Origin of the sequence: Micromonospora sp. NPDC005237, assembly GCF_040607775.1 — a bacterium.
Classification (GTDB): Bacteria; Actinomycetota; Actinomycetes; order Mycobacteriales; family Micromonosporaceae; genus Micromonospora.
Window position 1 is genome coordinate 352,433 of sequence record NZ_JBEXHJ010000005.1, and the last position, 24,686, is coordinate 377,118.

Consider the following 24,686-nt stretch of genomic DNA (forward strand, 5'->3'; position numbering starts at 1 on the left):
GATGCGTCCAGACCCTACGTCGCCGACTCGCGAGGAGCGCAGTGCCCCGACCCCGCCAGCCCCGGCTCACCCGGCAGCTGATCGTCGACACCGCCACGGCGCTCATCGACGCCGAGGGTCTGCCCGCGCTCTCCACCCGTCGACTCGCCGCCGCGCTGGGCGTGCAGGGCCCGTCGCTCTACAACCACTTCGCCACCAAGGACGAGATCCTCGACGCGGTCGCCGACACGGTGACCGGCGCCGTCGACATCAGCGGCTTCACGGGCCGGGACTGGGCCGGCGCGCTGCGCGACTGGGCCTGGTCGTACCGGCGGGCGCTCACCGCGCACCCGAACATCGTGCCGTACCTGGCCCAGGGGCCCGGTCGCCGGCCGGCCGCCCTCGCCATGGCCGACGCGGTCTACGGCGGCCTGGTCCGCGCCGGGTGGCCACCGGCCCGCGCCACCCACATCGGCGCCGCGCTGCGCTACTTCGTGGCCGGCTCGGCGCTCGGCTCGTTCGCCCGCGGCTTCGTCGAGGATCCCGAGCTGTACGCCGCGCACTACCCGCACCTGCGCCAGGCGCACCGGCTCGCCGAGCACCAGCAGAGCGTGGACGAGGGCGCCTTCGCCCTCGGCCTGGACGCGCTGCTGCACGGCCTGGCCGCCGAGTACGTCCGCACCGTCGGGCCGGTGGAGTCCGGGCGGTCCAGCGGGTAGCGTCCAAACTCCCAGCGCTAGTTTCATCGCCCGCCGCGACCCGTCGCCTTCGCCCGCCGCTCAGCCCGCCCCCATCGCCCGTCGCCACCCCGGAAGGGACGCCATGGACCTCGCCGCCCCGCCGTCGCTGCTGCCCGATGCCCTGCGCCTCCGGCGCCACCTGCACATCGGCGGCGAGTGGACGTCTCCCGCCGGCACCGACGTGATCGACGTGGAGAACCCGAGCACCGGCGAGCTGATCGGTCAGGTGCCCGCCGGCACCGCGGCCGATGTGGACGCCGCCGTCGCCGCCGCCCGCGCCGCCTTTCCCGGCTGGGCGGCCACCGCGCCCGCCGAACGGTCCGCGTACCTCGACCGGCTGCACGCCGCGCTCGCGGCGCGCGCCGACGACCTCGCCCGCACCGTCGCCGTCGAGCTGGGCGCCCCGCTCAAGCTCGCCACCCGCGTGCAGGTCGCGCTGCCGCTGATCGTGCTGCGCGACCACGTGGCGCTCGCCGCCCGGCCGCCGGTCGAGGAGACCATCGGCAACTCCCTCGTCGTGCGCGAGCCGATCGGCGTGGTCGGCGCGATCACCCCGTGGAACTACCCCCTGCACCAGGTGATGGCGAAGGTCGCGCCCGCGCTCGCCGCCGGCTGCACGGTCGTGCTCAAGCCCAGCGAGCTGACCCCGCTGACCGCGTACCTGCTGTTCGACGCGGTCACCGAGGCCGGTCTGCCGCCGGGTGTGCTCAACCTGGTCCCCGGCACCGGCGCGGCGGTCGGCGAGGCGCTCGCCGGGCACCCCGACGTCGACCTGGTCTCGTTCACCGGCTCCACCGCCACCGGCACCCGGATCATGCGACTCGCCGCCGACCGGATCGCCCGGGTCGCGCTGGAGCTGGGTGGCAAGTCCGCCAACGTGATCCTCGAGGATGCCGACCTGGCCGCCGCGGTCAAGGTCGGCGTCGGCAACGCCCTGATGAACTCCGGCCAGACCTGCACGGCGTGGACCCGAATGCTGGTGCACCGCGACCGGTACGCCGAGGCGCTCGACCTGGTCGCGACGGCGGTGGCCGGCTACCGCGTCGGCGACCCGTTCGACCCGGCCACCCGCCTCGGCCCCCTGGTCTCCGCCGCCCAGGCGACGCGGGTGCGCGGCCACGTCGAGCGGGCTCTCGCCGACGGCGCCCGCCTCGTCGCCGGTGGCCCGGACGCCCCGGTCCCGGCGCGGGGGCACTTCGTCGCCCCGACCGTCTTCGCCGACGTGCACCCGGACAGCGCGCTCGCCCAGGAGGAGGTCTTCGGCCCGGTGCTCGCCGTTCTCCCGTTCGACGACACCGACGAGGCCGTCGCCATCGCCAACAACTCGCGCTACGGGCTGGCCGGCGCGGTCTGGTCCGCCGACACCGAGGCGGCGCTCGCGGTGGCGCGGCGGCTGCGTACCGGCGCGGTCGACATCAACGGCGCGGCGTTCAACCCACTCGCGCCCTTCGGCGGCTACAAGCAGTCCGGCCTGGGCCGGGAGCTGGGCGTGCACGGGCTCGCCGAGTTCTGCGAGCTGAAGGCGATCCAGCGATGAGCGCCGCCGAGTCGACGGGCGTGCCGGGGGTGGCTGCCGAGCCGGCGGCCGTGCCGGCGGTGAGCGCTGAGCCGGCGGGCGGGTCGGTCACCGTCCGCGCGTTGGTCGCGCGCGGGCCCGGCGCCGAGCTGCGGGTCGAGCGGGTACGCCTGCCCGCGCCCGGCCCCGGCGAGGTGCGGGTGACGATCCGGGCGGCCGGGGTCTGCCACTCCGACCTGTCCATGGTCAACGGCACTCTGGCCGCGACGTTCCCGCTGGTGCTCGGGCACGAGGCGACCGGCGTGGTGGCCGAGGCAGGGGCGGGCACCCGGCTGCCGGTCGGCACGCCGGTGGTGCTCAACTGGGCGCCCGCCTGCCGGACCTGCTGGTGGTGCCGGCACGACGAGCCGTGGCTCTGCGCCGCCAACACCGCCCCGACCGTGGCGCGCGGCGAGACCGAGGACGGCATCGGGCTGCACCTCACGCTGGGTCTCGGCGCTCTCGCCGAGGCGGTGGTGGTGCCGGAGAGCGCCGTCGTACCGATCCCCGCCGGGCTGCCCGCCGAGCAGGCCGCGCTGCTCGGCTGCGCGGTGCTCACGGGCGTCGGCGCGGTCGGCAACACCGCCCGGGTCGCGCCCGGCGAGTCGGTCGCCGTCATCGGGCTCGGCGGGGTCGGGCTCGCCGTTCTCGCCGCAGCCCGCCGGGCCGGCGCCACGACGATCCTCGCCGTCGACGTGGCCGAGGCGAAGCGGGACCTGGCCCTCGCCGCCGGGGCCACCGACTTCCTGCTCTCCGACGACCGGCTCTCCAAGGAGGTGCGGGCACGCACCGAGGGCCGCGGCGTCGACCACGCCTTCGAGTGCGTCGGGCGGGCCGCCACGATCCGGGCGGCGTGGCGGCTCACCCGGCGCGGGGGAGCGGTCACCGTGGTCGGCATGGGCGCCAAGGACGACATGGTCAGCCTCGGCGCGCTCGACATCTTCCACTCCGCCCGTACGCTGCGCTCCTCGGTGTACGGCTCGTCCGACCCGGACCGCGAGGTGCCGGTGCTGGCCACCGAGCTGGCCGCCGGCGCACTGGATCTGCGCGTGCTGGTCAGCGGCACGATCGGGCTGGACGAGGCGCCCACCGCGTTCGACCGGTTGGCGCGGGGCGAGGGCGCCCGCTGGGTGGTCACACTGGACTGAGCCGAGCAGGCTCGCATGCGGGCCTGCTCGGGCCGGTGACGTCGGCGGCGATCAGTTTCGATCAGAAGGGTGGTGTGTCCTCGCCCATCAACGCCAGCACGACGCCACCCCTCCCGCTCTTGAGGCTCTGGACCACGACCTTGCCGGTGCTGCCGTCGGGCAGTTCCAACGTGAAGGCCTTCCCGACCGCGTTCTTGGGGCCGTTGCCGGCGCTGTTGGCGGGCCGGAAGTCGCCTGCCCACGGTCGAATCCCACCCTTGCGGGCGGGCTCGGCGAAGAGGGCGGCGGTGCCAGGGGTCCTGGTGCCGTCCGAGGAGAGAAGCACTGAGGCGCTGCGATAGGTAGCCATATGCGCCAAGGCTATCCCGGACTGCGCTCGATCGCGCCCCGCAACTGTCCTCTACACCGAACAGCCATGGCAGCGACCGCGATCTGGGTCGGCTCTCCCACCAACGGTGCACCTGAGGAGCATGACGACATCGGCGAGGCACTTCCCACCGTCGTCAAGAGCTGGAACAGCGTAGGGTCGGCGTGCAGTGCAGGACTTCGCGCCCGCCGCGGGTCTTCTGTCACCTGCACGCCGCGATCAGGCGGTACCACGCTGCGCGTTCACCGACCTGCTCCAGGAGGTTCGATCATGTCCAAGGACTCGACGGCCAAGGCGAACGTCAAGAAGAAGGGCAAGACGATCAAGGAAAAGCAGACTGCGAAGCGCCTGAAGCGCGACGAGCAGAACGGGCGTTCCTCAAACATCGTGTCCACCGGGCGCTGACGCCGGCGGCATAGCTCAACTCCGAATGCGGCGATGAAGGTGGGGGCCGACGGTCGTCGGATCCCCACCTGCCGAATCACCAGCGGGGCCGCCCGGAGCTAGCTGTACTGCCGGACACATCCACAGCGCCGGTCACTGCCCACCGCCGTGGCGACCACGACGACGCCAAGCATGAGGACCGTCGCGAGGGCGGCCCGGTCTGCGACGACCGACAGAGCCCTCCACGCAGAGATAGCCATACATCTCAGTGCGTCACCCCCAGCGATGAACACCAGCCCTCCGGAAGCAGCAGATCCGGATGTTCGGCGGGATTGGCGAAGCGGTATCTCGCTACCGGACTGCGCGGACCTACTCTTTCGTCGTGGCACGTACCCGTATCAGGAGCATCGTCGTCGAGGACATCGTCTACCGATGGACCGTCGGCCTGGTCGATCCGCGCCATGTCAAGGTCAAGGTCTGGCGCGACGGACCCGGCGGTGCACTGGAGGTCATGGCGATCTTTGATGACCCATGGCTGAACTTTGGACCGATCATCACCGCACCGGCCGGGCGAGCGGCCGAAGTGTTCGAACTGAGTCCGATCGCCCCGGCTCTGGCCGCGAAGATCGTCCGGCAGGCACTCGAGATGGGTTGGCAGGCACATCACAAGGCGACGACGCGGCTCCAGCTCACCCGCGACCGCGAACGGTTGGAGCCATCACCCGAGTAACAGGGCGTTGGATGCGACCGTTGTCCGTGGGTCACGTGGTTTGATCACGATGTCGATGCGAAGGGGGCATGGTGGGACGCAGCGCGATCATCTTCCACGGCACCGGCGGTAACCCGGACGTGGTCTGGTACCGCTGGTTGGCCCAGCGACTGGAGGCTCGGGGCTACGGGGTGGAGATCCCGCACCTTCCGGGCATCAACGTCGAGCCGATCGCGACGTTCCTGCCGACGGTCCTGAAGGGGCACCGCTTCGACGAGGACACGGTCCTGGTGGGCCACTCCGGCGGCGCGGCCCTGCTGTTGGCGCTCCTGGAGCATGTCGAGGTGCCCGTCGCCCAGGCGATCCTGGTCGCCGGCTACTGCACCCGGCCCAACACCAGCGAGGAACCGGTCCTCAAGGAGAGCTACGACTGGGCCGCGATCCGGTCGCACGTGCGCGACATCTTCTTCATCAACTCCCGCGCGGATCCGTACGGCTGCGACGACCGACAGGGACGCGCCATGTTCGAGCGGCTCGGCGGCACCCAGATCGTGCGCGACGACGGGCACTTCGGCGACTACAACCAGCCGTACGAGCGGTTCGAGCTGCTCGACCGACTCATCCCCTGACGTTCGTCACATCCGCGCCCGCAGCACGTCGACCTCGCAGCCGGGCGCCGAGGGGTCGAAGCCGTGCTCGGCCAGCCACCGGATCACCAGCAGGCTGCGCAACGACCACCACGCCCGGATCACGTCGAGGTCGACGTCGGCGCCGTAGCCGGCCACGACGTCGCCGAGGTGCTCCTCGTGTCCGAGAGTCAACGTGGCGAGGTCGAACAGGGCGTCGCCCCGGCTCGCCTCGGACCAGTCGAGCACGCCGGTGACCTCGTCACCGTCGACGAACACGTGGGCGACCTGCAGGTCGCCGTGCGTGAACACCGGTGTCCACGGCCGGAGTGCAGCCTCGGCGACGTGGCGGTTTCGGGTGACCAGGTCGGTGGGGAGAACGCCGTTCGCGACGAGCCACCGGCACTCGCCGTCGAGCTGCGCGGCCAGCTCGTCGAGGCTCCGACCGGGCCAGGGTGGCAGCGGCGCGTCGTGCAACGCCCGTACGGCGGCGCCCGCCGCGGCCCACGCCGTCGGGGGCGCGGTCGACGGCTCGCCGAGGCGGCCGAGTGCCCTGCCGCGCAGGACGGCGAGCGCGAGCACAGGCGGGTTGCGCCACAGGACCTCCGGAGTTGGCACGGGCGCCATGGCCATTGCCGCGACCTCGACGTCCGCGTGACCCGGATCGGCGTCGATCTTGAGGAACACGTCGCCGACGCGCACGGTCGCCCGCTCCTGGTGGGCGACGACGACCTCGATCTCCTGCACGTCGGCCATTGTCGCGGAATCGACCACCAGCACCCCACGGGGTTTTCGCGCCCGAGTCGTTGCATCCGGAGAATACCTAGCGGTACTATGCATCGTACTTCTAGGGTTGGAGGTGGGAGGTTTCGTGAAGGTCGCTAAGGATCTGGTGGCCGCGTCGGCGACACCGATGGTGCTCGGCATCCTGGCCGAGGGGGAGAGCTACGGCTACGCCATCCTCAGGCGGATCAACGAGCTGTCCGGAGGTGAGCTGGACTGGACCGAGGGGCTGTTGTATCCGCTGCTGCACCGGCTCGAGCGCCTGGCCTATGTGGAGGCGAGCTGGCAGTCGGTCGCCGGTGAGCGGAAACGCAAGTACTACCGGATCACCGACCGGGGCCTGGCCGAGCTGGCCGAGCAGCGCCGGCAGTGGGACACCGTCGTGGGCGCGCTCAAGGAGATCTGGCACGACCGTACGCCGCTGACGGTGCGCCCGCTGGGGGGCCTCGCATGACGGCGCACGACGGGCCGGAGGAGCTGGAAGCGCAGTTCGCACAGTGGCGCCGATACGTGCTCCGGCGTCGGGAGCTGCAGTCGGTGGACGCCGACGAGTTGGAAGACCACCTCCGTGGCTCGGTCGACGAGCTCGTCGCGGCGGGCCTGAGCCCGGACGAGGCGTTCCTGGTCGCGGTCAAGCGGATGGGCAGTCTCGACGAGCTCTCCCGCGAGTTCGCCCGGGAGCATTCGGAACGGCTGTGGAAGCAACTGGTGCTGACCGGCGACTCCGGCAACCCGGCCGCCGGCTCGCGCTCCCGGCGGGACCTGTGGGTCATGCTGGCCTGTGCGGCCGGCGCGGTGGCGTCCGTCAAAGTGCCCGCGCTGTTCGGGTTGACCTTCGACGACGACGGGTCGTTCTACGCGCGCAACGCCACGCTGTTCGCGCTGCCCTGGCTGGCGGCGTTCCTGGCCTGGCGCCGGCGAGCCCGATCGGTGGTGATCGCGGTGCTGGTGGCGCTGTTCGCCCTCGGTGCCGTGGCGGCGAACGTCTACCCCCTGGCGGACGACTCGCAGTCCGTGGTCGTGACCGGCATCCACCTTCCGATCGCCCTGTGGCTCGTGGTCGGTCTGGCCTATGTCGCCGACGACTGGCGCTCGTCGCGTCGACGCATGGACTTCATCCGCTTCACCGGCGAGTGGTTCATCTACTTCGTGCTGATGGCCCTCGGCGGCGGCGTGCTCGCCGCGTTCCTGTTCAACACCTTCGCGGCCATCGGGATCGTCCCGGAGGCGTTCATCTCGCAGTGGCTCCTGCCCTGCGGCGCCGCGGCCGCGGTCGTCGTGGCCGGGTGGCTCGTCGAGGCCAAGCAGAGCGTCGTCGAGAACATCGCGCCGGTCCTCACGCGGCTGTTCACCCCGCTCTTCACCGCCGCCCTGCTCGCCTTCCTCGTCGCCGTCGTCTGGACCAGCCACGGCATCGACGTCGAGCGCGAGGCGTTGATCCTGTTCGACCTCCTGCTCGTCGTGGTGCTGGGGCTGCTGCTCTACTCGCTCTCGGCCCGCGATCCGCTGGCCCCGCCCGGCCCGTTCGACAAACTCCAGCTCGCGCTCGTGGTCAGCGCGTTGGCCATCGACGTGCTGGTGCTGGTGGAGATCACCGGGCGTATCACCGACAACTACGGCGGCACGCCCAACCGGGCGGCAGCGCTCGGCGAGAACGTGATCCTGCTGGTCAACCTCGCGTGGTCGGCCTGGCTCCTGCTGAGCTTCGTCCGCCGGCGTAGGCCCTTCGCGGCGCTCGAACGATGGCAGACCGGCTACCTGCCGGTGTACGCAGCGTGGGCCTGGATCGTGGTCCTCGTCTTTCCCCCGTTGTTCAGCTACGCCTAGGGGATCACGTTCAGGTCGTCAACGGGATCTGGTGGAAGCCGTGGACGGGCGTGCCGTGGCGTGACCCGGCCGCCCGTCCCGGCGAACGGCCAGCCCGATCCTCGTCGCCGCTGTCATCCGGCTCAGCTGAGCGGGACCGGCCTTCATCCGGCGTCGATGAGGGACCAGTCTTGAGGAAATACGACGTGCAGCAGGTCGGTGATACTGGCCGGTGGGAAGTCCGGCCAGGAGCGTTGCGGGTCGTGCCGTCGGTTGAGACGTCGATCAAGGAAACGCTGGGTACGGATGAGTCCCTCGGTCGCCTCACCCACGCTGAGCGCGCCGTCCTGCACGGCCGTGGCGTACTCGTCGAGATCCAGGACCCGGTAGGGATGGTCGCCAGGTCCGACGATCACGTCGATCCACAGGTCGTCAACCGTGACCACGCTCCCATGATCAATGACTCGGACCAGGTCGCAGTACCACCAGCCCTGCTGCTCGGGTGGGAACAGGACCGGCTGATTGATCTGGAACCCGTCATCGAGCAGCACGAAGCTGCGCTGCTCATACGGTCGATTGTCGAGGTGAAATCCCCAGTCGTAGACAATGGCGTCGCCAAGACGCAGCCCCGCCGCGCGCAGCTTCCCGTCGCGCACCACGGTCACGGCGGTCGCCTCACGCTCGGAACCATCAGTCACACGCAACAGCCTCGCAGGTCGACGACTCGACGATCAACCTTGTCGGCACGACCAGCCCCGATCGCTGCGGCTGGTCCGAACCGGACCGGGAGGTCTTCATCAACCACGTGGTTGACAGCTCGACACACAGATGCTCAACTATCAACCAACCACTTGGTTGGGGATGGTGAAGGATGACCGAACGGCTCGATCGCCGGCAGGCGCTGGTGCACGCAGCCTTCTCGGCGATCGCCGAGGGTGGCTTCGAGGGGTTCCGGCTGCGGCCGATCGCCGCCGCGGCCGGCATCGACCACTCCACCCTGCACCACTACTTCCGGACCAAGGCCGACCTGATCGCCGCAGTGCTCGAGCACGTCACCAGCCAATTCGAGGCCACGATGCACGCCGACCTGGAACCCGCCGCCCGATTGCGGCAACACCTCAGCGAGATCGCCACCGCGGTCGCGCAACGGCCCGAGTTGTTCATCGTGCTCGATGAGCTCGACCTTCGGGCTCGACGGGACGAGTCCACCGGGGCCGATATCGAGCGGGACGAACAGGGCTGGCGGGACGCGCTCGCGGGGATCTTCACCGAAGGCGTCGCGCGACACGTCTGGTCGGTGGACCTCGACGTCGCTGCCAGCGTCGAGCTGGTGATCGCCACCGTCAAAGGCATTCGTCTGCGTCCCGACAAGGCCGAGTCGGTGGTCAACCAGCTGTGCGACCTCTTCGCACCAGAAAGCCTCACCCATGACTGAGGTGCTCGTCGTCGGCGGTGGCATCGGCGGCCTCGCTCTCGCCCAGGGTCTGCGTCAACACGGCATCACCGTCGCCGTGTACGAGCGTGACCGACGCCGCGACGACCGGGTGGACCGCTACCGACTCGCGATCAACCCGGCGGGCAGCCGGTCGCTGCGTGCCTGTCTGCCCGACCGACACTGGCAGGCGTTCATCGACACCGCGGGTCGGCCCGGCGGCGGTTTCGGCTTCCTGGGCACGGACCTGCGCACGCTGGTCCTCGTGGAGGACGCGGTCATGTATCCCGACGATCCCGACCCCGCCGAACGGGCCTACCCGGTCGACCGTCACACGCTGCGCGGCGTTCTCCTCGACGGACTCGACGACACCGTCCACTACGACAAGGCATTCGAGCGCTACGAGCTCGCCGCCGACGGTCGCCCCACCGCGCGCTTCGCCGACGGGACGTCCGCCACCTGCGACGTCCTGGTCGGCGCGGACGGGATCAACTCGCGGGTGCGGGCGCAGTACCTGCCGACCGCCACGCAGAGAGATGCCGGTGCGGTAGGCGTCGGGCTCAAGTTGCCGCTGAACGACGACACCCGAGCCTGGTTACCCGCCCGGCTGGCTGAGGGCATGAACCTCATCGTGACCGGTGCGCCGCACTTCCTGTTCACCTCCGTGTTCGAACGCCGGCAGCCGGTGGGGGACGACTATCTGCTGTGCGCGTTCGTCGCGCGCAACGAGCTGTTCCCCTCGCGTCCGGAGCGCCTCGACGGCCCCCAGTTGAAGGCCTACGTCGCCGGGCTGATCACCCACTGGCATCCTGCGCTCCGCCAACTGATCGACCAGTGTCCACCGAACGACGTGAGTGCGTTTCCGTTCCAGGCGTCCGACCGTCCGGCGCCCTGGGCGCCCTCGCGGGTCACCGTGCTCGGCGACGCCGTGCACGGCATGCCACCGGCCGGCGGTAACGGCGCCAACACCGCACTGCGCGACGCCGCCCTGCTCACCCGCCAGTTGTCGCTGGCCGACGGCGGCCACCTGCCGCTGCTGGATGCGATCGGCGGATATGAGGCCGAGATGCGCGCGTACGGATTCCACGCCGTAGACCTGGCCCTGCGGACCCTGCACCAGGGCATGATGAGCAACCCGGTCAGCGTGGGTCTGACCCGTGGCTGGTTCAGCCTCTGCGGCATCGCGTCACCGCTGCGCCGGATGACGTTCGGCGCGAGCTGGGCCAAGATCAGCGCCCCCCGCCAGTGGGAGCGGTCCGCCACCAACCGGACGAGCTGATCCGCTCGACCGGTCCGGGGCGAGGGCGCCCGCTGGGTGGTCACCCTGGACTGGCCATCCTGTCGGTGCGGGCCGGCAGGATGGCGTCATGGGTTCACGTCTGGGCACGGTCGTCGTCACGGGTGCCGCCGGTCGCATTGGTTCGGCGGTCTGCCGTCACCTACGCGACGACGTGCGCCGCCTCGTTCTGGTCGATCGGGTGCCCTCGCAGCCGCAGTCGCCGACAGACCGGGCGATTCAACTGGATCTGGCGGACGCCGACGCGGTGACCGCCGCGCTCAAGGGCGCGGACGCGGTGGTGCACCTGGCCGGGCTGCCGGACGAGGCACCCCTGGCCGACCTGCTGGAGAGCAACGTGCTGGGCACGTACCACGTGTTGGAGGCGGCCCGTCGGCAGCGGGTAGGGCGGGTCGTCCTCGCCAGCAGCAACCGTGTCACCGGCTTCTACCCCGTCGGCCAGGTGGTCGGGCCGGACGAGCCGGTCCGACCGGACGGTTTCTACGGGGTGAGCAAGGTCGCTGTCGAAGCGCTCGGGCGCCTGTACGCCGACAAGTTCGGCCTGTCGGTGGTGTGCCTGCGCATCGGCAGCTTCGAGGACGCGCCGGACGAGGCCCGCTACCTGGCGACCTGGTTGAGCCCGCGCGACGGCATCGGTTTCGTTCGCGCGGCTCTCACCGCTCCCGACGTGCGCTTCGCGACCGCCTACGCCGTGTCCGCCAACACTCGGGCGTTCTGGGACACCACGGCCGGGGCTCGGCTCGGCTATCTGCCGGTGGACAACGCGGAGGTTTTCGCCGACGGGGTGCCCGGTTCGCGCGACCCGGTCGACCCCGCTGCCCTGCAGGGCGGCGCCTTCACCGACGCCGCGTACTCGCTGCGGCACGTCAGGGCGGACGAGCCGTCCTGTTGAGTTGAGCATCGAGCGGCACGGCGCCGGCCCACCTGCCACGGGTGGGCCGGTTCCTTCTCACTTGCCGGTGACGATGCCCGGGTTGATGCACAGGCCCGGGTTGGCGCCGTTCTTCTCGGCGATCTCCAGGCAGCGGGTCACCTTGTCGACCTTCGCGTTGGTCTCGGTGATCTGCTTGGAGATCTCGGCGTTCTTGCGGTCCTGCTCCAGGTTGCGGGTCTGGGCGAGCTTGTCCTGGAACGCCTTGATGTTGCCCTCGGTCTTGTCGTCGTGGTTCACCCGGGTGATGGTCACCGAGAGGATGTCCACGTCGCTGGCGAGGCGGGTGTCCGCGCTGGTCTTGATGTTCGCCGCGAACGGTTTGAGGTCGACGTTGAGGTCACCGGTCCGGGCGTCGATCTTCTCCAGGGGGTTGTACGCGGCGAAGGCGTCGTTGACCGCGCTGTCGAGCTGCACGCCCACCCGCTGGCCCCGGAAGCTGTCGAAGTCTCCCTTGTAGTCCATGAACTGCTTCGGCGCGTTCTCCGGCCTGACCTGCCACTCGATGAGCACCTCGACGCAGGCGTCGGCGAGCGTGCCGGTGCGGACGCGCACGCAGTTGTTGCCGCCGATGTGGTCGTACTTCTGCCGGCCGGCGTCCCACTCGCCGACCTTCTGCCAGGGGGCGACCCACTTCAGGCCGGAGCCGGTCACCTTGCCGGTGGGCTTGCCGAAGCTCGTGACGATGCCGACCGAGCGGATGGGCACCGAGTGGGCGCTGGAGGTGACACCGACCAGCAGGGTGAGGGCGAGAAAGACGAGCGTCGCGAGGGCGGCCATCCGCTTCAGCGACCGCGCGGGGGCGACGAGAGCCAGGACGGCGCTGACCGCCAGGGCGACGGCGAAGACGATCGCCATGGTGAAGCCGACGGGCATGGGGTGGGGACCTTCCGCTGGGCTGTGTGGATCATCAACCTAGGAGGTCGGGTCAAGTCGGCTGGACGGGGGAGTGGAGGCCGGGCACGTCCTCTGCCCGTCGAATATGGATGCGATCGACATGGCTCGACTCGCGCGAGCGGCCGTAGGTTTCCTCCACGCGACGGGCCTGTGACCGCGGTCACCGAGTCGACCGTCGCCGCGACCGTGCGGAGGATGAGGCGATGGCCGGGCAAGCGCTCCTGTCGGCCCGCGGGCTGACCCGGGACTTCCGGGGCTTCCGGGCGGTCGACGAGGTCGACCTGGACGTCGCGCCGGACAGTGTGCACGCGCTCGTCGGCCCGAACGGCGCCGGCAAGACCACCCTGTTCAACCTGCTCACCGGGTTTCTCACGCCCAGCGGTGGGCGGATCGAACTGGCCGGGCGGGACGTCACGGGGCTGCCGCCGGAGCGGGTCGCCCGGCTCGGCGTGGCCCGCTCGTTCCAGATCACCAGCCTCTTCCCGCAGCTGTCCGCCCGCGAGCACGTCGCGCTGGCGTTGCAGTCCTCCAGCGGGCTGGGCTGGCGGTTCTGGCGTTCGGCGAAGCTGCTGGACCGCTACACCGAACGGGCCGACGAGCTGCTGGCCATGGTGGGGTTGGCCGACCTGGCGCAGGCCCCGTCGGCGGCGCTGGCGTACGGCCGCAAGCGGGCCCTGGAGCTGGCCATCGCCCTCGCGCTGGACCCGAAGGTGCTGCTGCTCGACGAGCCGACCGCGGGGATGGGCCTGGAGGACGTCGACCGCACCGTCGAGCTGATCAGCCGGGTCCGTGCGGGCCGCACCGTGGTCATGGTCGAGCACAACATGAGCGTGGTCGGCCGGCTCGCCGACACCGTCACCGTCCTGCAGGCCGGCAGGGTCCTCGTCGAGGGCCCGTACGAGCAGGTCCGCGCCGACGAGCGCGTGATCACCGCCTACCTGGGAGCCGCTGATGCTGCGCATTGAGAACCTCTCCGCGTTCTACGGCGAGGCGCAGGTGCTGCGGGAGGTCGGCCTGGAGGTCGCCGCCGGCGAGGTGGTCACCCTCGTGGGCCGCAACGGCGCCGGCAAGTCCACCCTGCTGCGCTGCGTGATGGGGCTGCACTCCGGCCAGCGCGGCACGGTGGAGCTGGACGGGCGGGACATCACCAGGCTGCCCGCGCACCGCCGGGCCCGCCTCGGGCTGGGCTGGGTGCCCGACGACCGGGGCAGCTACGCCACCCTGACCGTCACCGAGAACCTCACCCTGCCGCCCACGGTCGGCCCCGACCCGTGGCCGCTGGAGCGGGTGTACGAGGCGTTCCCCGCTCTCTACACCCGGCGGGACTCGGCGGCCACCATGCTCTCCGGCGGCGAGCAGCAGATGCTGGCCCTGGCCCGGGTGCTGCGCATGGGCGCGCGGCTGCTGCTCTGCGACGAGCCCACCGAGGGGCTGTCACCGCTGCTCGTGCAGCAGGTCGGCGACCTGCTGCGGGAGGCCAAGCAGCACGGGGTGACCGTGCTGCTGGTCGAGCAGAACCTGCACTTCGCCACCGGCGTCGCCGACCGGCACTACCTGCTGGCCGAGGGACGTGTCGCCGAGGCGATGGACAACTCCGAGGTGCGCTCGCGCGAACGCGAGCTGCTCGCGTACCTCGGGATCTGATTCTTCTCAACGACGAGCCGCGCGACGGCGCGCGGAATGGATGGAGTGGGCATGCGCAGGACGGTGGGTGTGGCCGCGGCGTCGGCCGCGGTGGTGCTGGTCGCGGGTTGCGGCGGCGGTGGACCCCAGTCGGGCGGCGATCAGAAGCTGACCGGCGACAAGATCGTGTTGGGCGTGCTCAACGACCAGTCCGGGGCGTACTCGGAGTTGTCCGGCAAGAACTCGGTGACGGCGGTGGAGATGGCCATCGCCGACTTCACCGCGAAGTACGGCGACAAGGCGGTGACCAAGGACATCACCGTGGAGACCGCCGACCACCAGAACAAGCCGGACGTGGCCAACTCCAAGGCCCAGGAGATGTACGACCGCAAGGGCGTCGACCTCATCCTGGACGTGCCCACCTCGTCGGCGGCGCTGAAGGTGGCCGACGTGGCGAAGGAGAAGAAGAAGCTCTATTTCAACATCGGCGCGGCGACGACCGACCTGACCGGCAAGAGCTGCAACAAATACACGTTCCACTACGCCTACGACACGTACATGCTGGCCAACGGCACCGGGAAGACCACCACCGAGCAGATCGGCAAGAACTGGTACATCCTCTACCCGAACTACGCGTTCGGGCAGGACATGGAGAAGAGCTTCTCCACCGCGATCACGGCGGCCGGCGGGACTGTCGTCGGGAAGGACGGGGCGCCGTTCCCGAACACCAGCGGCGACTTCTCGACGTTCCTGCTCAAGGCGCCGACGCTGAACCCGAAGCCGGACGTGCTGGGCACCATGCAGGCGGGCGCGGAGCTGGTCAACGTGGTGAAGCAGTACAACGAGTTCAAGCTGCGCGAGAAGGGCGTCGGCCTGGCGGTGGGGCTCATGTTCCTCACCGACATCCACTCGCTCACCCCGGCGGCGCTGGCCGGCACCACGTACACCGACGCCTGGTACTGGAACTTCGACGCGAAGAACCGGGAGTTCGCCGACCGGTTCCAGCAGAAGACCGGCACCCGGCCGACGTTCGCGCACGCCGCCAACTACTCGGCGGCCCTGCAGTACCTGGAGGCGGTGCAGGCCGCCGGCACCGACGACGCGGACACCGTGGTCAAGGGGCTGGAGGGCAAGACGGTCGAGGACGTCTTCCTGCGCAACGGCAAGATCCGCGCCGAGGACCACCGGGTGGTGCACGACGCGTACCTGGCCCAGGTGAAGCCGCAGGCCGAGGTCACCGAGCCGTGGGACTACGTGAAGGTGCTCAAGACGATCCCCGCCGCGGAGGCGTTCCGCGCGCCGTCCGCGGACTGCAAGCTATGAGTGGTTTCGCGCAGAACACCTTCAACGGGCTGGTGAGCGGGGCGTTCTACGCCCTGCTCGCCCTCGGGCTCGCCGTCATCTTCGGCATGCTGCGGGTGGTCAACTTCGCGCACGGCGCGTTCTACATGCTCGGCGCGTTCGGCGCGTACGTGCTGCTCACCGAGGCGGGCGTGCCGTTCTGGGCGGCCCTGGTGATCATGCCGGTGGGGCTCGGGCTGCTCGGCATGGCCCTGGAGCGCGCGGTGATCCACCGGCTGACGAAGCTCGACCCGCTCTACAACTTCCTGCTCACCTTCGGCCTGACGCTGATCCTGCAGGACCTGGTGAAGCTGCGCTACGGCGTGCAGTCCAGCCCGTACGCCACCCCGGCGCTGTTGGACGGGACCGTGAACTTCGGCCTGTTCGACTTCCCGACGTACCGCGTCTTCATCCTCGGCTTCGCGGTGCTGCTCTGTGTGGCGGTGTGGTGGGTGCTCACCCGGACCCGGATCGGCATGGTCGTCCGCGCGGCCACCGAGCGGCCCGACCTGACCCGGGCGTTCGGGATCGACGTCGGGCGCTGGGTGACGCCGGTCTTCGGCTTCGGCATCGGCCTGGCCGGGCTCGCCGGTGTGCTGGCCGCGCCGATGCGCGCGGTCAACCCGCTGATGGGCGCCGACCTGATCATCGTGGTCTTCGCGGTGGTCGTGATCGGCGGTCTGGGTTCCATCTTCGGCTCGGTCGCCGCCGGCTTCGGCATCGGCCTGGTGCAGGCGTGGGGCGAGGCGTACCTGTCGAACTTCCCGATCGTGTCGCAGACGATCGTCTTCATCGTGATGGCCGGCGTCCTGCTCTGGCGTCCGGCCGGCCTGTTCGGTCGTGAGGAGGCCCCGGCATGACGAGCACCGTGGACACTCCCGCCGACGCGTCCCGCTCGACGCCGCCGTCCGGGCTGGTCGCCGTGGCCCACGCCCCCGGCTGGGTGCGGTACGCGCTGCTCGCCGTCGGGCTGGCCGTCGCGGCCTGGCTGCCCAACGGCCTCTACCCGGCCGTCGCGGTGGACATCCTCTGCTGGGCGCTGTTCGCCGTGGCGGTGGACCTGCTGCTCGGCTTCACCGGGCTGATGTCCTTCGGGCACGCCGCGTTCTGGGGCACCTCCGCGTACGTCACCGGGTTGGTGGCCATCCACGCCGGCCTGCCGTTCCCCCTGGCGGTGCTGGCCGGGGCACTCGCCGCGGCCGTCCTCGCCGTGCCGATCGGCTATCTCGCGGTCAAGCGGACCGGCATCTACTTCGCCATGGTGACCCTCGCGTTCGCGCAGATGGTCTACTACGTGGCCAACGAGTGGCGCTCCGTGACGCAGGGGGAGAACGGCCTGCAGGGGGTGCCCCGTTCGTTCTTCGGCCTGGATCTGACCGACGACTACTACTTCTACTATGCGATCCTGCCGATCGTGCTGCTCGGGCTGGCCGCCGCCTGGCGGATCGTGCACTCGCCGTTCGGCCGGGTGCTCGTCGGCATCCGCGACAATCCGGCCCGCGCCCGTGCCCTGGGCTATCCGGTGCACCGCTACAAGCTCACCGCGTTCGTCCTGTCCGGGTTCATCGCCGGCCTCGGCGGCGGCCTGTTCGCGGTGGGGCACCGGTTCGTCTCGCTCGACGTGCTGCACTGGACCACCTCCGGCAAGGCGGTCATCGTGGTGGTGCTCGGCGGGATCGGGACGCTGTGGGGCGGGGTGCTCGGCGCCGCGGTCGTCGTACGCCTGGAGGACTGGTTGTCGTTCTCCGGATTCGAGGCGATCGGCCTGGTCACGGGCGGCATCTTCGTCCTCGTGGTGGTGCTCTTCCGGCGCGGCATCTGGGGCAGCGCCGCCGCGCTGGCCCGCCGGCTGGCGCTCCGCCGCCGGTAAATTCCCGCCGGGCGCATCCGCCGCGCGCGCTCGCGGCGAACCCCCGGGTAGAGAACGTCTACCCGGGGGTACGTCTGTGCTGACCGAGCCGATGCTGACCGAGCCGATGCCGGCCGACGCCGTGCAGACCGCGCTCAAGCGGGTCTCGCTGGCGGCCGAGGATCTGGACGGTAACCGTGTCGCCGCGCTGACGCGGGAGCTGGCCGCCGAGTGGGGCGTGCCGGCGCTCTGGGAGCAGGTCTGTCGGCCGTTGCTGGGGCGGTTGTCGGGGCGTGGCGCCGCCGAGATCGCCGTCGAGCACGCCCTGGCCGAGGGTGTCCGGGTCGGACTGGACGTGTACCGCCGCGAGCCCGGCCGCTCCCTGCCCGTCGGCGGGGTGCTGCTGGCCGGGGCCGAGCAGGAGACGCACTCCCTCGGCCTGCACGCGCTCGCCGCCGCCCTGCGGGAGCAGGGCCGCGGCTGCCTGCACCTGGGGCCCGCGCTGCCCTGGGCCGCCCTGACCAGCGCGGTGTACCGGGCTCGCCCGCACACCGTCGTGCTCTGGTCGCAGACGCCGGTCACCGGCCGCGCGTACCGCCTCGTGCGCTTCGCCCGGGACTTTCCGCGCCTGCGGGTGTACGGCGCCGGTCCGGGCTGGATCGAGCCGCTGGCCGCGCCGGTGGGCCATCTGGGCGGGCTGCCGGCCGCCGTCGCCGCCTGTCTGGCGGCACAGCGGAGGTGATGCCCGCCACATACGATACGGATCCGTTCCGTATCGTTAATGCCCGCCCTTAGGCTGTCCCGCGATACGAGTCTGGCTCGTATCGTATTGCGTCGGGTGCAACCGGGGGGAGAACCGGGCATGGAACTGCACGAGAACACGGGACACCCGAGGAGGTGGGCGATCCTGGGGGTGCTGGTGATCAGCCTCCTCGTCGTCGTCCTCGACAACACGATCCTCAACGTCGCGCTGCGCACCCTGGCCGACCCGGTGCACGGCCTCGGGGCCAGCCAGGGCGAGCTGGAGTGGTCCATCAACTCCTACACGCTGGTCTTCGCCGGACTGCTGTTCACCTTCGGGGTGCTCGGCGACCGCGCCGGCCGCAAGCGCTTCCTGATGATCGGGCTGGCGCTGTTCGGCCTGGCGTCGCTGCTCTCCGCGTACGCACACAGCCCCGCGCAGCTCATCGCGGCCCGCGCCCTGATGGGGGTCGGCGGCGCGGCCATCATGCCGGTGACGCTCTCGATCATCTCCAACGTGTTCGACCCGCGTGAGCGCGGCCGGGCCATCGGCATCTGGGCCGGCGCGGTCGGCCTGGCCGTGGCGATCGGCCCGATCCTCGGCGGCACGCTGCTGGAGCACTTCTGGTGGGGCTCGGTCTTCCTGATCAACGTCCCGGTGGTCGTCGCCGGCGTGATCCTGGTGGCGCTGCTCGTCCCCGAATCGCGTGACCCGCGCCCCGGCCGCGTCGACCTGCTCGGCGTCCTGCTCTCCGTGGTCGGCCTGGTGGCCCTCTCCTACGGCATCATCGACGGTGGCGAGCACGGCTTCGACCGTCCGGTGGCCTGGGGCTCGATCCTGGTGGGCCTCGCCGTGCTGGCCTGGTTCGTGCGGCACGAGCTGCGCTCCGACCACCCGTCGCTGGACGTCCGGCTGTTCAAGGTGCCGCGCTTCGCCGCGCCGGTGGCGATCGTCGGCCTGGTGTTCTTCGCCGCGATGGGCGTGATGTTCTTCAGCTCGTTCTACCTGCAGTTGGTCCGCGACTACAGCCCGCTGCAGACCGGCCTGCTCTTCCTGCCCTTCGCCGGCGCCCAGCTGATCTTCGCGCCGCGCAGCGCCGCGATGGTCCGCCGCTACGGCGGCCGGGCGGTCGCCGCCGTGGGGCTGGGGCTGACAGTGGTGGCGCTGGCCGCGTTCGCCTTCATCGGCGCGTCCACCCCGATCTGGATCGTGCTTGTCGTCTTCTTCATCCAGGGCGTCGGGATGGCCAACATCATGCCGCCGGCCACCGAGTCCATCATGTCGGCGCTGCCCCGCGAGAAGGCCGGCGTGGGCTCTGCGGTGAGCAACACCGTCCGCCAGGTGGCCGGCGCGCTCGGCGTGGCGGTCCTCGGCTCGGTGCTCTCCGCGGTCTACCGCAGTGACGTGGGCGACGCGTTGACCGGCCTGCCCGCACAGGCCCAGGACGCGGCCAACGAGTCGATCTCCGGGGCGTACGCGGCGGCCGCGAAGCTCGGCCCGGCGGCGCCGACGCTGATCTCGGCGGCCAACGACGCCTTCGTCACCGCCATGCACTGGGCGGCGGCGCTGTCCGCGGTCGTCGCGGCCCTCGGCGTGCTGGTGGTGCTGCGATGGATGCCGGGTCGCGACGCGCTGGCTCCGGCCTCGGCGGCCCCCGCCGCCGAGCCCGAGTTGGCCGGGACGGCCTAGGTTAGGGGACAATGTCCGACATGACGTCCACCGCCGATGCTCCGCGGTCGCCCGGGCGACCGCGGAGCATCCGCGCCGACGAGGCGATCATCGAGGCGACCCTCGACCTGCTCGCCGAGGGAAGCACCGTCGAGGCGCTCTCGATCGAGGCGATCGCCACCCGCGCCGGCGTCGGCAAGGCCACCATCTACCGCCGCTGGGCCGGCAAGGACGCGTTGCTGCTGGACGCGCTGCGCCGGCTCAAGGGCATCATGCCGCAGCCAGCCGGTCACTCCGTCCGCGACGACCTGCTCCTGCTGGTCGGCGCGGTCGGGCAGAACGTCGACCCCCGCGCCGCGAAGATCATGCCCTGCCTGGTGCCGGCGGTGAACCGCAGCCCGGACCAATACCAGCTCTACCAGACCATCATCGAGCCCCGGCGTCAGCTGATGCGCGAGGTGCTGCGGCGCGGCATCGACGAGGGGCTGCTGCGCCCCGACATCGACGTCGAGGTGACCATGGCGCTGCTCACCGGGCCGATGCTGATCCAACGGGTCCTGCAGTGGAACCCGGAGCTGGACGAGCGGAACCTGCCCACGCAGGTCGTCGACGGCGTCCTCGACGGCATCCGCGCCCGCTGACCCGACCGCGCGCCCCCGGCGGGGTCAACCCGCAGGGGCGCGCAGGCGGTGCAGGCGCAGCGCCAACTGCACCTCCAACGCCCGCTCGGGCCGCTGCCAGTCCGCGCCGAGCAGTTGCCCGACCCGCTCCAGCCGCTGGGTCACCGTGTTGACGTGCACGTGCAACTGCTCGGCGGCCCGGGCCAGGCTGCCGCCCACCCCGAAGTACGCCTCCAGCGTCTTCACCAGCGCCGTCCCGCGCCGGGCGTCGTAGTCAACCACCGGCCCGACCGTGGCGGTGAGGAACTGGGCCACGTCCCGCTCACCCCGGTCACCGACCGTGCCCAGCAGCAGACCGACGAAGCCGAGCTCCGCGGTGCTGGCGCCCTGACCGGCGCGGCCCAGCGCGCCCAGCGCCGTCAGACAGCGGTCCGCCTCGTGGAACGTCCCGGCCAGCGTCCCCGGCCCGGTCGACGGGCCGCTCGCCCCGGCCGTCACCGGCCGGCCGGTCACCCGCGACAGGTCCCGCGCGACCGCGCGGGCGCTGCCACCGGCATCCTGGCCGGGCAGCATCAGGACCACCCGACCGTCGCGCGCCGCGGCCAGGCCACCGCGCGCCGTGGCGTACGTGGTGGCCCAGGAGAGCACCCGCTGCCGGGCCGAGCCGGTCGCCGCGATCGCGTCGTCGCCCACCGCCACCAGCACGTGCGGCGCGTCCAGGTCCACGCCGAGCCGCCGGGCCCGGCTGCGCAGCGCGTCGGTGTCGCGCAGCGGCCGGGCGATCAGGTCGTCCAGCAACTCGCCACGGACCCGCCCCTCCGCCTCGGCCACGGTCCGGCGGAACAGCAGCAGCAGCGCCGTCACCAGCGCGGCCCGCTCCAGGATCCGCTGGTCGGCGTCGACCAACTCGTCGTCGGGACGCAGCACCAACGCGCCCAGGTTCTCCGCGCCGGCCACCACCGCCGCGTACCAGAGCGGGCCGCGGCGCACGCTGCGTCCCTCCGTACGCGAGGCGGCCACCGCCTCGACGATGTCCGCCCGGTCCGGCTCGTCGATCTCGCCCACCCGGGCCAGCAACCGACCCTGGGCGTCCAACGCCAACAGCGCCCCGCCCAGCACCTCGGTCACCGCGGCGGCCACGTCCTCCACCCCGCCGCCGCGCAGCACCAGCGCCGTCATCCGGTCGTGCGCCGCCGCGGCCCGCTCCACCGAGCTGCTGTGCGCCCGGATGGTGGTGTTCGCCGCCGACAACTCGGCCAACGCCGAGCGGGTCTCGGCCAGCAGCCGGGCCGTGTCGATCGCCACCGCGGCGTGCGCGGCGAGGGAGACCAGCAGCGCGACCTCCTCGCGGGCGAACGGCCGGGCCGAGCGGTTGGCCGAGTAGAGCACCCCGATCGAGGTGGAACCGAGCCGCAGCGGCACCCCGAGGATCGCCACCAGGCCCTCCTCGCCCACACCGGCGTCGATCTCCCCGGTGTGGTGAAAGCGCGCGTCCTCGCCGTAGTTGGCGGTCACGTACGGGGCGCCGGACTGGGCCACCAGGCCACCGAGGCCGGCGCCCATCGGCAGCCGCAGCCGCTGGAAGCGGGCCGAGACCGACCCGTCGGTCACCCGCATGTAGGTGTCGCCGCGCTCGTCGTCGTTGAGCGTCATGTACGCCACGTCGGCGCCGAGCAGGTGACGGGCCCGGTGCACGATCGCCCGCAGCACGTCGTCCAGGTCGCGCAGCCCGGCCAGGTCGCTGACCGTGTCGTACAGGCCGGACAGCTCGGTCTCGCGACGGCGGCGGCGCTCCAGCAGCGCGCGAACCCGCAACGCCACAGTCTTGGCCTGCTCCAGCTCGGCCAGCCGGTCGGCGGGCATCCCGGCGGCGCGCGCGGCCACCAACGGGCCCTCGAACTCCACCGCGGCGGCCTCGCGAGCGAGCAGTTCGAGGAACTCCACCGGCGACGACATGGTCGACATTGTGCTCAGGCCCACTAGTTGGCCGTCCAGCCCCCGTCGAGCGCGATCGACGCGCCCGTGATGAAGGCCGCCGGCGGCGAACAGAGGTACGCCAACAGCTCGGCCACCTCCTCCGGCTCGATCAGCCGCTTGATGGCGGCCCGCGCCAGCATGACCTTCTCGATCACCTCGGCCTCGCCGATGCCGTGGCTGGCCGCCTGATCGGCGATCTGGCTCTCCACCAGGGCGGTCCGCACGTACGCCGGGTTGATGCAGTTGGCGGTCACCCCGTGCGCGGCCCCCTCCAGCGCCACCACCTTCGACAGCCCTTCGAGGGCGTGCTTCGCCGAGACGTAGGCCGCCTTGTAGGGCGAGGCGCGCAGGCCGTGCACCGACGAGATGTTGACGATCCGGCCCCAGCCCCGGGCGTACATGTGCGGCAACGCGCGGCGGATCAGCAGAAACGGCGCCTCCACCATCACCCGCTGGATGTACTCGAAGCGCTCGACGGGGAAGTCCTGCAGCGGCGCCACGTGCTGGAGCCCGGCGTTGTTCACCACGATGTCCACGTCCACGTCGAGCGCGTCCACGGCCGCCGCGTCGGCCAGGTCCACGCCCTCGGCGCGTCCGCCGGCCTCGGCGGCCACCGCCTTGGCCGCCTCCAGGTTGCGGTCCACCACGAGCACCTTGGCGCCGGCCGCGCCCAACCGTAGGGCGCAGGCCCGCCCGATGCCGCTGCCGCCCCCGGTGACCAGGGCGGTCCGACCAGCGAGGTCGACCTGTACGACGTGGGGGACCGCCACGGGTTCTGCCGTCATGGCGCAAGAAGTTACGAGCTGTGTGCCCTGCGGCACATGGGGCAGCGACACATACTCCGTACCCCTGCTGTGTGGCCCCCTGCCCCCATGGCCCGCGCCCGCCCCGCCGAGCCGCGCGCCGGAAGGCTGTCTCTCGGGCGTCGGAGGCAGCAACCTCCGGGACGTTGCCCAGATCGTGGCGCGGGGTGTGGGGTGGGGGAGGGCGTGTCCCGTGGGGCCGGTGGGAAGGCCGGCAGTTAGGGTGTCGAACACACGTACTGCTGACGGCTGGGGGAGGGGGCGGCGTGCGGGTGCTGGGGGTCGACCCGGGGTTGACGCGGTGTGGGGTGGGCGTCGTCGAGGGGGTGCCCGGTCGGCCCTGCACGCTCATCGCCTACTACGTGGTCTACACCGACCCGGCCGACGACCTGCCGCTGCGCCTGCTGCACCTGGACCGGTCGCTGACCAAGCTGGTCGCCGAGCACCAGCCGGAGAGCGTCGCCGTCGAGCGGGTGTTCAGCCAGCACAACGTCCGGACGGTGATGGGCACCGCGCAGGCCAGCGGCATCGCCGTGCTGGCCGGGGCGCGGGCGGGGCTGCCGGTGCAGACGTACACCCCGAGCGAGGTGAAGGCGGCGGTGACCGGTTCCGGTCAGGCCGACAAGGCGCAGGTGACCGCCATGGTGACCCGGCTGCTGCGGCTGGACGAGCCACCGAAGCCGGCCGACGCCGCCGACGCTCTCGCCCTGGCCATCTGCCACGTGTGGCGCGGCGGCACCCGTTCCAAGCTGGCCGCCGCGGCCGATCGGGCACGACGAGGAGGAGCACGATGATCGCCAGCGTGCGCGGCACGGTGACCGCGACAGGTCCGGATCTGGCCGTGATCGAGGTCGGCGGGGTCGGCCTGGCCGTGCACTGCGCCCCCGGGACCCTCGCCGAGCTGCGGGTGGGGCAGCCGGCGCGGCTGGCCACCAGCCTGGTGGTCCGGGAGGATTCCCTGACCCTCTACGGTTTCGCCGACGACGACGCCAAGGCGCTGTTCGAGCTGTTGCAGACCGCCAGCGGGGTCGGCCCACGGCTGGCCCAGGCCGTGCTGGCCGTGCACACGCCGGACGCGGTGCGAAAGGCCATCGCCAACGCCGACACCGCCGCGTTGACCCGGGTGCCCGGGATTGGCAAGAAGGGCGCCGAGCGCCTGGTGCTGGAATTGCGGGACCGGATCGGTCCGGTGTCGATCGGCGCCGACGGGGTGGGCGGCGTGACCGGCGGCGCCTGGCCCGATCAGGTACGGCAGGCGCTGGTCGGTCTGGGCTGGACGGCCGGGCAGGCCGACCAGGCGGTGGCCGCGGTGGCGGAGACCATCGACGGCGCCACCCCGCCCGTGCCGGTCCTGCTCAAGCAGGCCATCCGCCTGCTGGGTCGTACCCGATGACCGCCCAGGGGCGACG

27 protein-coding genes are annotated in these 24,686 nt (G+C 71.5%); 21 read left to right on the top strand and 6 right to left on the bottom strand.

The features are described from left to right. The first annotated feature begins 41 nt into the window (after positions 1-41). The 3 genes from ABZT87_RS16480 (at position 42) to ABZT87_RS16490 (ending at position 3,422) form a co-directional block, all read left to right on the top strand. A complete protein-coding gene (locus ABZT87_RS16480) occupies positions 42-698 on the top strand; it encodes a TetR/AcrR family transcriptional regulator C-terminal domain-containing protein (RefSeq protein ID WP_355136324.1) in 657 nt (218 codons plus the stop codon). 103 nt (positions 699-801) lie between these two features. Next, positions 802-2,256 (top strand): aldehyde dehydrogenase family protein, encoded by a 1,455-nt coding sequence (locus ABZT87_RS16485; protein ID WP_354856000.1) that lies wholly within the window; start codon positions 802-804, stop codon positions 2,254-2,256. Continuing rightward, on the top strand, positions 2,253-3,422 hold the full coding sequence (locus tag ABZT87_RS16490; protein WP_355136326.1) for a zinc-binding dehydrogenase: 1,170 nt from the start codon (positions 2,253-2,255) through the stop codon (positions 3,420-3,422). The genes ABZT87_RS16485 and ABZT87_RS16490 overlap by 4 nt, the downstream gene beginning before the upstream one ends. A 61-nt stretch (positions 3,423-3,483) precedes the next feature. Here the strand turns inward: ABZT87_RS16490 and ABZT87_RS16495 are convergent, their stop codons facing one another. Further along, positions 3,484-3,771 carry a hypothetical protein gene (locus ABZT87_RS16495; protein WP_354856002.1) on the bottom strand — a complete coding sequence of 96 codons (288 nt, stop codon included), beginning with the start codon at positions 3,769-3,771 and terminating at the stop codon, positions 3,484-3,486. Between the two features lie 66 nt (positions 3,772-3,837). Here ABZT87_RS16495 and ABZT87_RS16500 point away from each other — a divergent pair, with 66 nt between their 5' ends. The 3 genes from ABZT87_RS16500 to ABZT87_RS16510 all read left to right on the top strand — a co-directional run bounded on the left by ABZT87_RS16500 (position 3,838) and on the right by ABZT87_RS16510 (position 5,511). Beyond that, on the top strand, positions 3,838-4,194 hold the full coding sequence (locus ABZT87_RS16500) for a hypothetical protein (RefSeq protein WP_355136328.1): 357 nt from the start codon (positions 3,838-3,840) through the stop codon (positions 4,192-4,194). 361 nt (positions 4,195-4,555) lie between these two features. Next, positions 4,556-4,903, top strand: a complete 348-nt coding sequence (locus ABZT87_RS16505; protein ID WP_355136330.1) for a hypothetical protein — start codon at positions 4,556-4,558, stop codon at positions 4,901-4,903. A gap of 68 nt (positions 4,904-4,971) precedes the next feature. Beyond that, positions 4,972-5,511, top strand: a complete 540-nt coding sequence (locus tag ABZT87_RS16510; RefSeq protein ID WP_355136332.1) for an alpha/beta hydrolase — start codon at positions 4,972-4,974, stop codon at positions 5,509-5,511. A 6-nt stretch (positions 5,512-5,517) separates the two neighbouring features. Here ABZT87_RS16510 and ABZT87_RS16515 read toward each other — a convergent pair whose 3' ends face one another. Next, positions 5,518-6,264: a phosphotransferase gene (locus tag ABZT87_RS16515; protein WP_355136334.1), complete on the bottom strand. Its 747-nt coding sequence runs from the start codon at positions 6,262-6,264 to the stop codon at positions 5,518-5,520. A 115-nt stretch (positions 6,265-6,379) separates the two neighbouring features. On the opposite strand from ABZT87_RS16515, the gene ABZT87_RS16520 reads away from it, so the two are divergent. After that, a complete protein-coding gene (locus ABZT87_RS16520) occupies positions 6,380-6,745 on the top strand; it encodes a PadR family transcriptional regulator (protein ID WP_354856007.1) in 366 nt (121 codons plus the stop codon). Further along, the gene (locus ABZT87_RS16525) at positions 6,742-8,118 is read left to right on the top strand and encodes a permease prefix domain 1-containing protein (protein ID WP_355136336.1); all 1,377 of its coding nucleotides are present in this window, start codon (positions 6,742-6,744) and stop codon (positions 8,116-8,118) included. Before ABZT87_RS16520 ends, ABZT87_RS16525 begins: the two co-directional genes overlap by 4 nt. A 143-nt stretch (positions 8,119-8,261) precedes the next feature. Here ABZT87_RS16525 and ABZT87_RS16530 read toward each other — a convergent pair whose 3' ends face one another. Beyond that, positions 8,262-8,762 carry a DUF402 domain-containing protein gene (locus ABZT87_RS16530; RefSeq protein ID WP_355136338.1) on the bottom strand — a complete coding sequence of 167 codons (501 nt, stop codon included), beginning with the start codon at positions 8,760-8,762 and terminating at the stop codon, positions 8,262-8,264. 206 nt (positions 8,763-8,968) lie between these two features. Between ABZT87_RS16530 and ABZT87_RS16535 the strand changes: the two genes are divergently transcribed. From ABZT87_RS16535 to ABZT87_RS16545, 3 genes are all read left to right on the top strand, one after another. Continuing rightward, the gene (locus ABZT87_RS16535; protein ID WP_355136340.1) at positions 8,969-9,532 is read left to right on the top strand and encodes a TetR/AcrR family transcriptional regulator; all 564 of its coding nucleotides are present in this window, start codon (positions 8,969-8,971) and stop codon (positions 9,530-9,532) included. Beyond that, on the top strand, positions 9,525-10,808 hold the full coding sequence (locus ABZT87_RS16540) for an FAD-dependent monooxygenase (protein ID WP_355136342.1): 1,284 nt from the start codon (positions 9,525-9,527) through the stop codon (positions 10,806-10,808). The genes ABZT87_RS16535 and ABZT87_RS16540 overlap by 8 nt, the downstream gene beginning before the upstream one ends. A gap of 88 nt (positions 10,809-10,896) precedes the next feature. Beyond that, positions 10,897-11,718, top strand: coding sequence for an NAD(P)-dependent oxidoreductase (locus ABZT87_RS16545; RefSeq protein ID WP_355065734.1), 822 nt, complete (start codon positions 10,897-10,899; stop codon positions 11,716-11,718). Positions 11,719-11,775: 57 nt separating this feature from the next. On the opposite strand, the gene ABZT87_RS16550 is transcribed toward ABZT87_RS16545, so the two are convergent. Further along, positions 11,776-12,633 carry an SPFH domain-containing protein gene (locus ABZT87_RS16550; RefSeq protein ID WP_354856013.1) on the bottom strand — a complete coding sequence of 286 codons (858 nt, stop codon included), beginning with the start codon at positions 12,631-12,633 and terminating at the stop codon, positions 11,776-11,778. Between the two features lie 224 nt (positions 12,634-12,857). Here ABZT87_RS16550 and ABZT87_RS16555 point away from each other — a divergent pair, with 224 nt between their 5' ends. From ABZT87_RS16555 to ABZT87_RS16590, 8 genes are all read left to right on the top strand, one after another. Further along, on the top strand, positions 12,858-13,619 hold the full coding sequence (locus ABZT87_RS16555) for an ABC transporter ATP-binding protein (protein WP_355136344.1): 762 nt from the start codon (positions 12,858-12,860) through the stop codon (positions 13,617-13,619). Continuing rightward, on the top strand, positions 13,606-14,298 hold the full coding sequence (locus tag ABZT87_RS16560; RefSeq protein WP_355136346.1) for an ABC transporter ATP-binding protein: 693 nt from the start codon (positions 13,606-13,608) through the stop codon (positions 14,296-14,298). The genes ABZT87_RS16555 and ABZT87_RS16560 overlap by 14 nt, the downstream gene beginning before the upstream one ends. 51 nt (positions 14,299-14,349) lie before the next feature. Then, positions 14,350-15,600, top strand: a complete 1,251-nt coding sequence (locus tag ABZT87_RS16565; RefSeq protein WP_355065740.1) for an ABC transporter substrate-binding protein — start codon at positions 14,350-14,352, stop codon at positions 15,598-15,600. Beyond that, a complete protein-coding gene (locus ABZT87_RS16570) occupies positions 15,597-16,478 on the top strand; it encodes a branched-chain amino acid ABC transporter permease (protein WP_354856017.1) in 882 nt (293 codons plus the stop codon). Before ABZT87_RS16565 ends, ABZT87_RS16570 begins: the two co-directional genes overlap by 4 nt. Further along, complete coding sequence (locus ABZT87_RS16575; RefSeq protein WP_355065744.1) at positions 16,475-17,488, top strand: branched-chain amino acid ABC transporter permease; 1,014 nt, start codon at positions 16,475-16,477, stop codon at positions 17,486-17,488. The genes ABZT87_RS16570 and ABZT87_RS16575 overlap by 4 nt, the downstream gene beginning before the upstream one ends. 76 nt (positions 17,489-17,564) lie before the next feature. Then, complete coding sequence (locus tag ABZT87_RS16580; protein WP_355065745.1) at positions 17,565-18,209, top strand: transcriptional regulator; 645 nt, start codon at positions 17,565-17,567, stop codon at positions 18,207-18,209. A 120-nt stretch (positions 18,210-18,329) separates the two neighbouring features. Continuing rightward, positions 18,330-19,898: an MFS transporter gene (locus ABZT87_RS16585; RefSeq protein ID WP_355136348.1), complete on the top strand. Its 1,569-nt coding sequence runs from the start codon at positions 18,330-18,332 to the stop codon at positions 19,896-19,898. A gap of 11 nt (positions 19,899-19,909) precedes the next feature. After that, entirely contained in the window at positions 19,910-20,518 is a 609-nt protein-coding gene (locus tag ABZT87_RS16590; protein WP_355065747.1) for a TetR/AcrR family transcriptional regulator, read from the top strand. Positions 20,519-20,542: 24 nt separating this feature from the next. On the opposite strand, the gene ABZT87_RS16595 is transcribed toward ABZT87_RS16590, so the two are convergent. Continuing rightward, positions 20,543-22,462 carry a helix-turn-helix domain-containing protein gene (locus ABZT87_RS16595; RefSeq protein WP_355136350.1) on the bottom strand — a complete coding sequence of 640 codons (1,920 nt, stop codon included), beginning with the start codon at positions 22,460-22,462 and terminating at the stop codon, positions 20,543-20,545. Positions 22,463-22,476: 14 nt separating this feature from the next. Further along, positions 22,477-23,259: a 3-hydroxybutyrate dehydrogenase gene (locus ABZT87_RS16600; protein ID WP_354856023.1), complete on the bottom strand. Its 783-nt coding sequence runs from the start codon at positions 23,257-23,259 to the stop codon at positions 22,477-22,479. A gap of 284 nt (positions 23,260-23,543) precedes the next feature. On the opposite strand from ABZT87_RS16600, the gene ruvC reads away from it, so the two are divergent. Beyond that, positions 23,544-24,071: a crossover junction endodeoxyribonuclease RuvC gene (gene ruvC, locus ABZT87_RS16605; protein WP_234583505.1), complete on the top strand. Its 528-nt coding sequence runs from the start codon at positions 23,544-23,546 to the stop codon at positions 24,069-24,071. Next, complete coding sequence (gene ruvA / locus ABZT87_RS16610) at positions 24,068-24,670, top strand: Holliday junction branch migration protein RuvA (protein WP_354856024.1); 603 nt, start codon at positions 24,068-24,070, stop codon at positions 24,668-24,670. Before ruvC ends, ruvA begins: the two co-directional genes overlap by 4 nt. Positions 24,671-24,686: the final 16 nt, after the last annotated feature.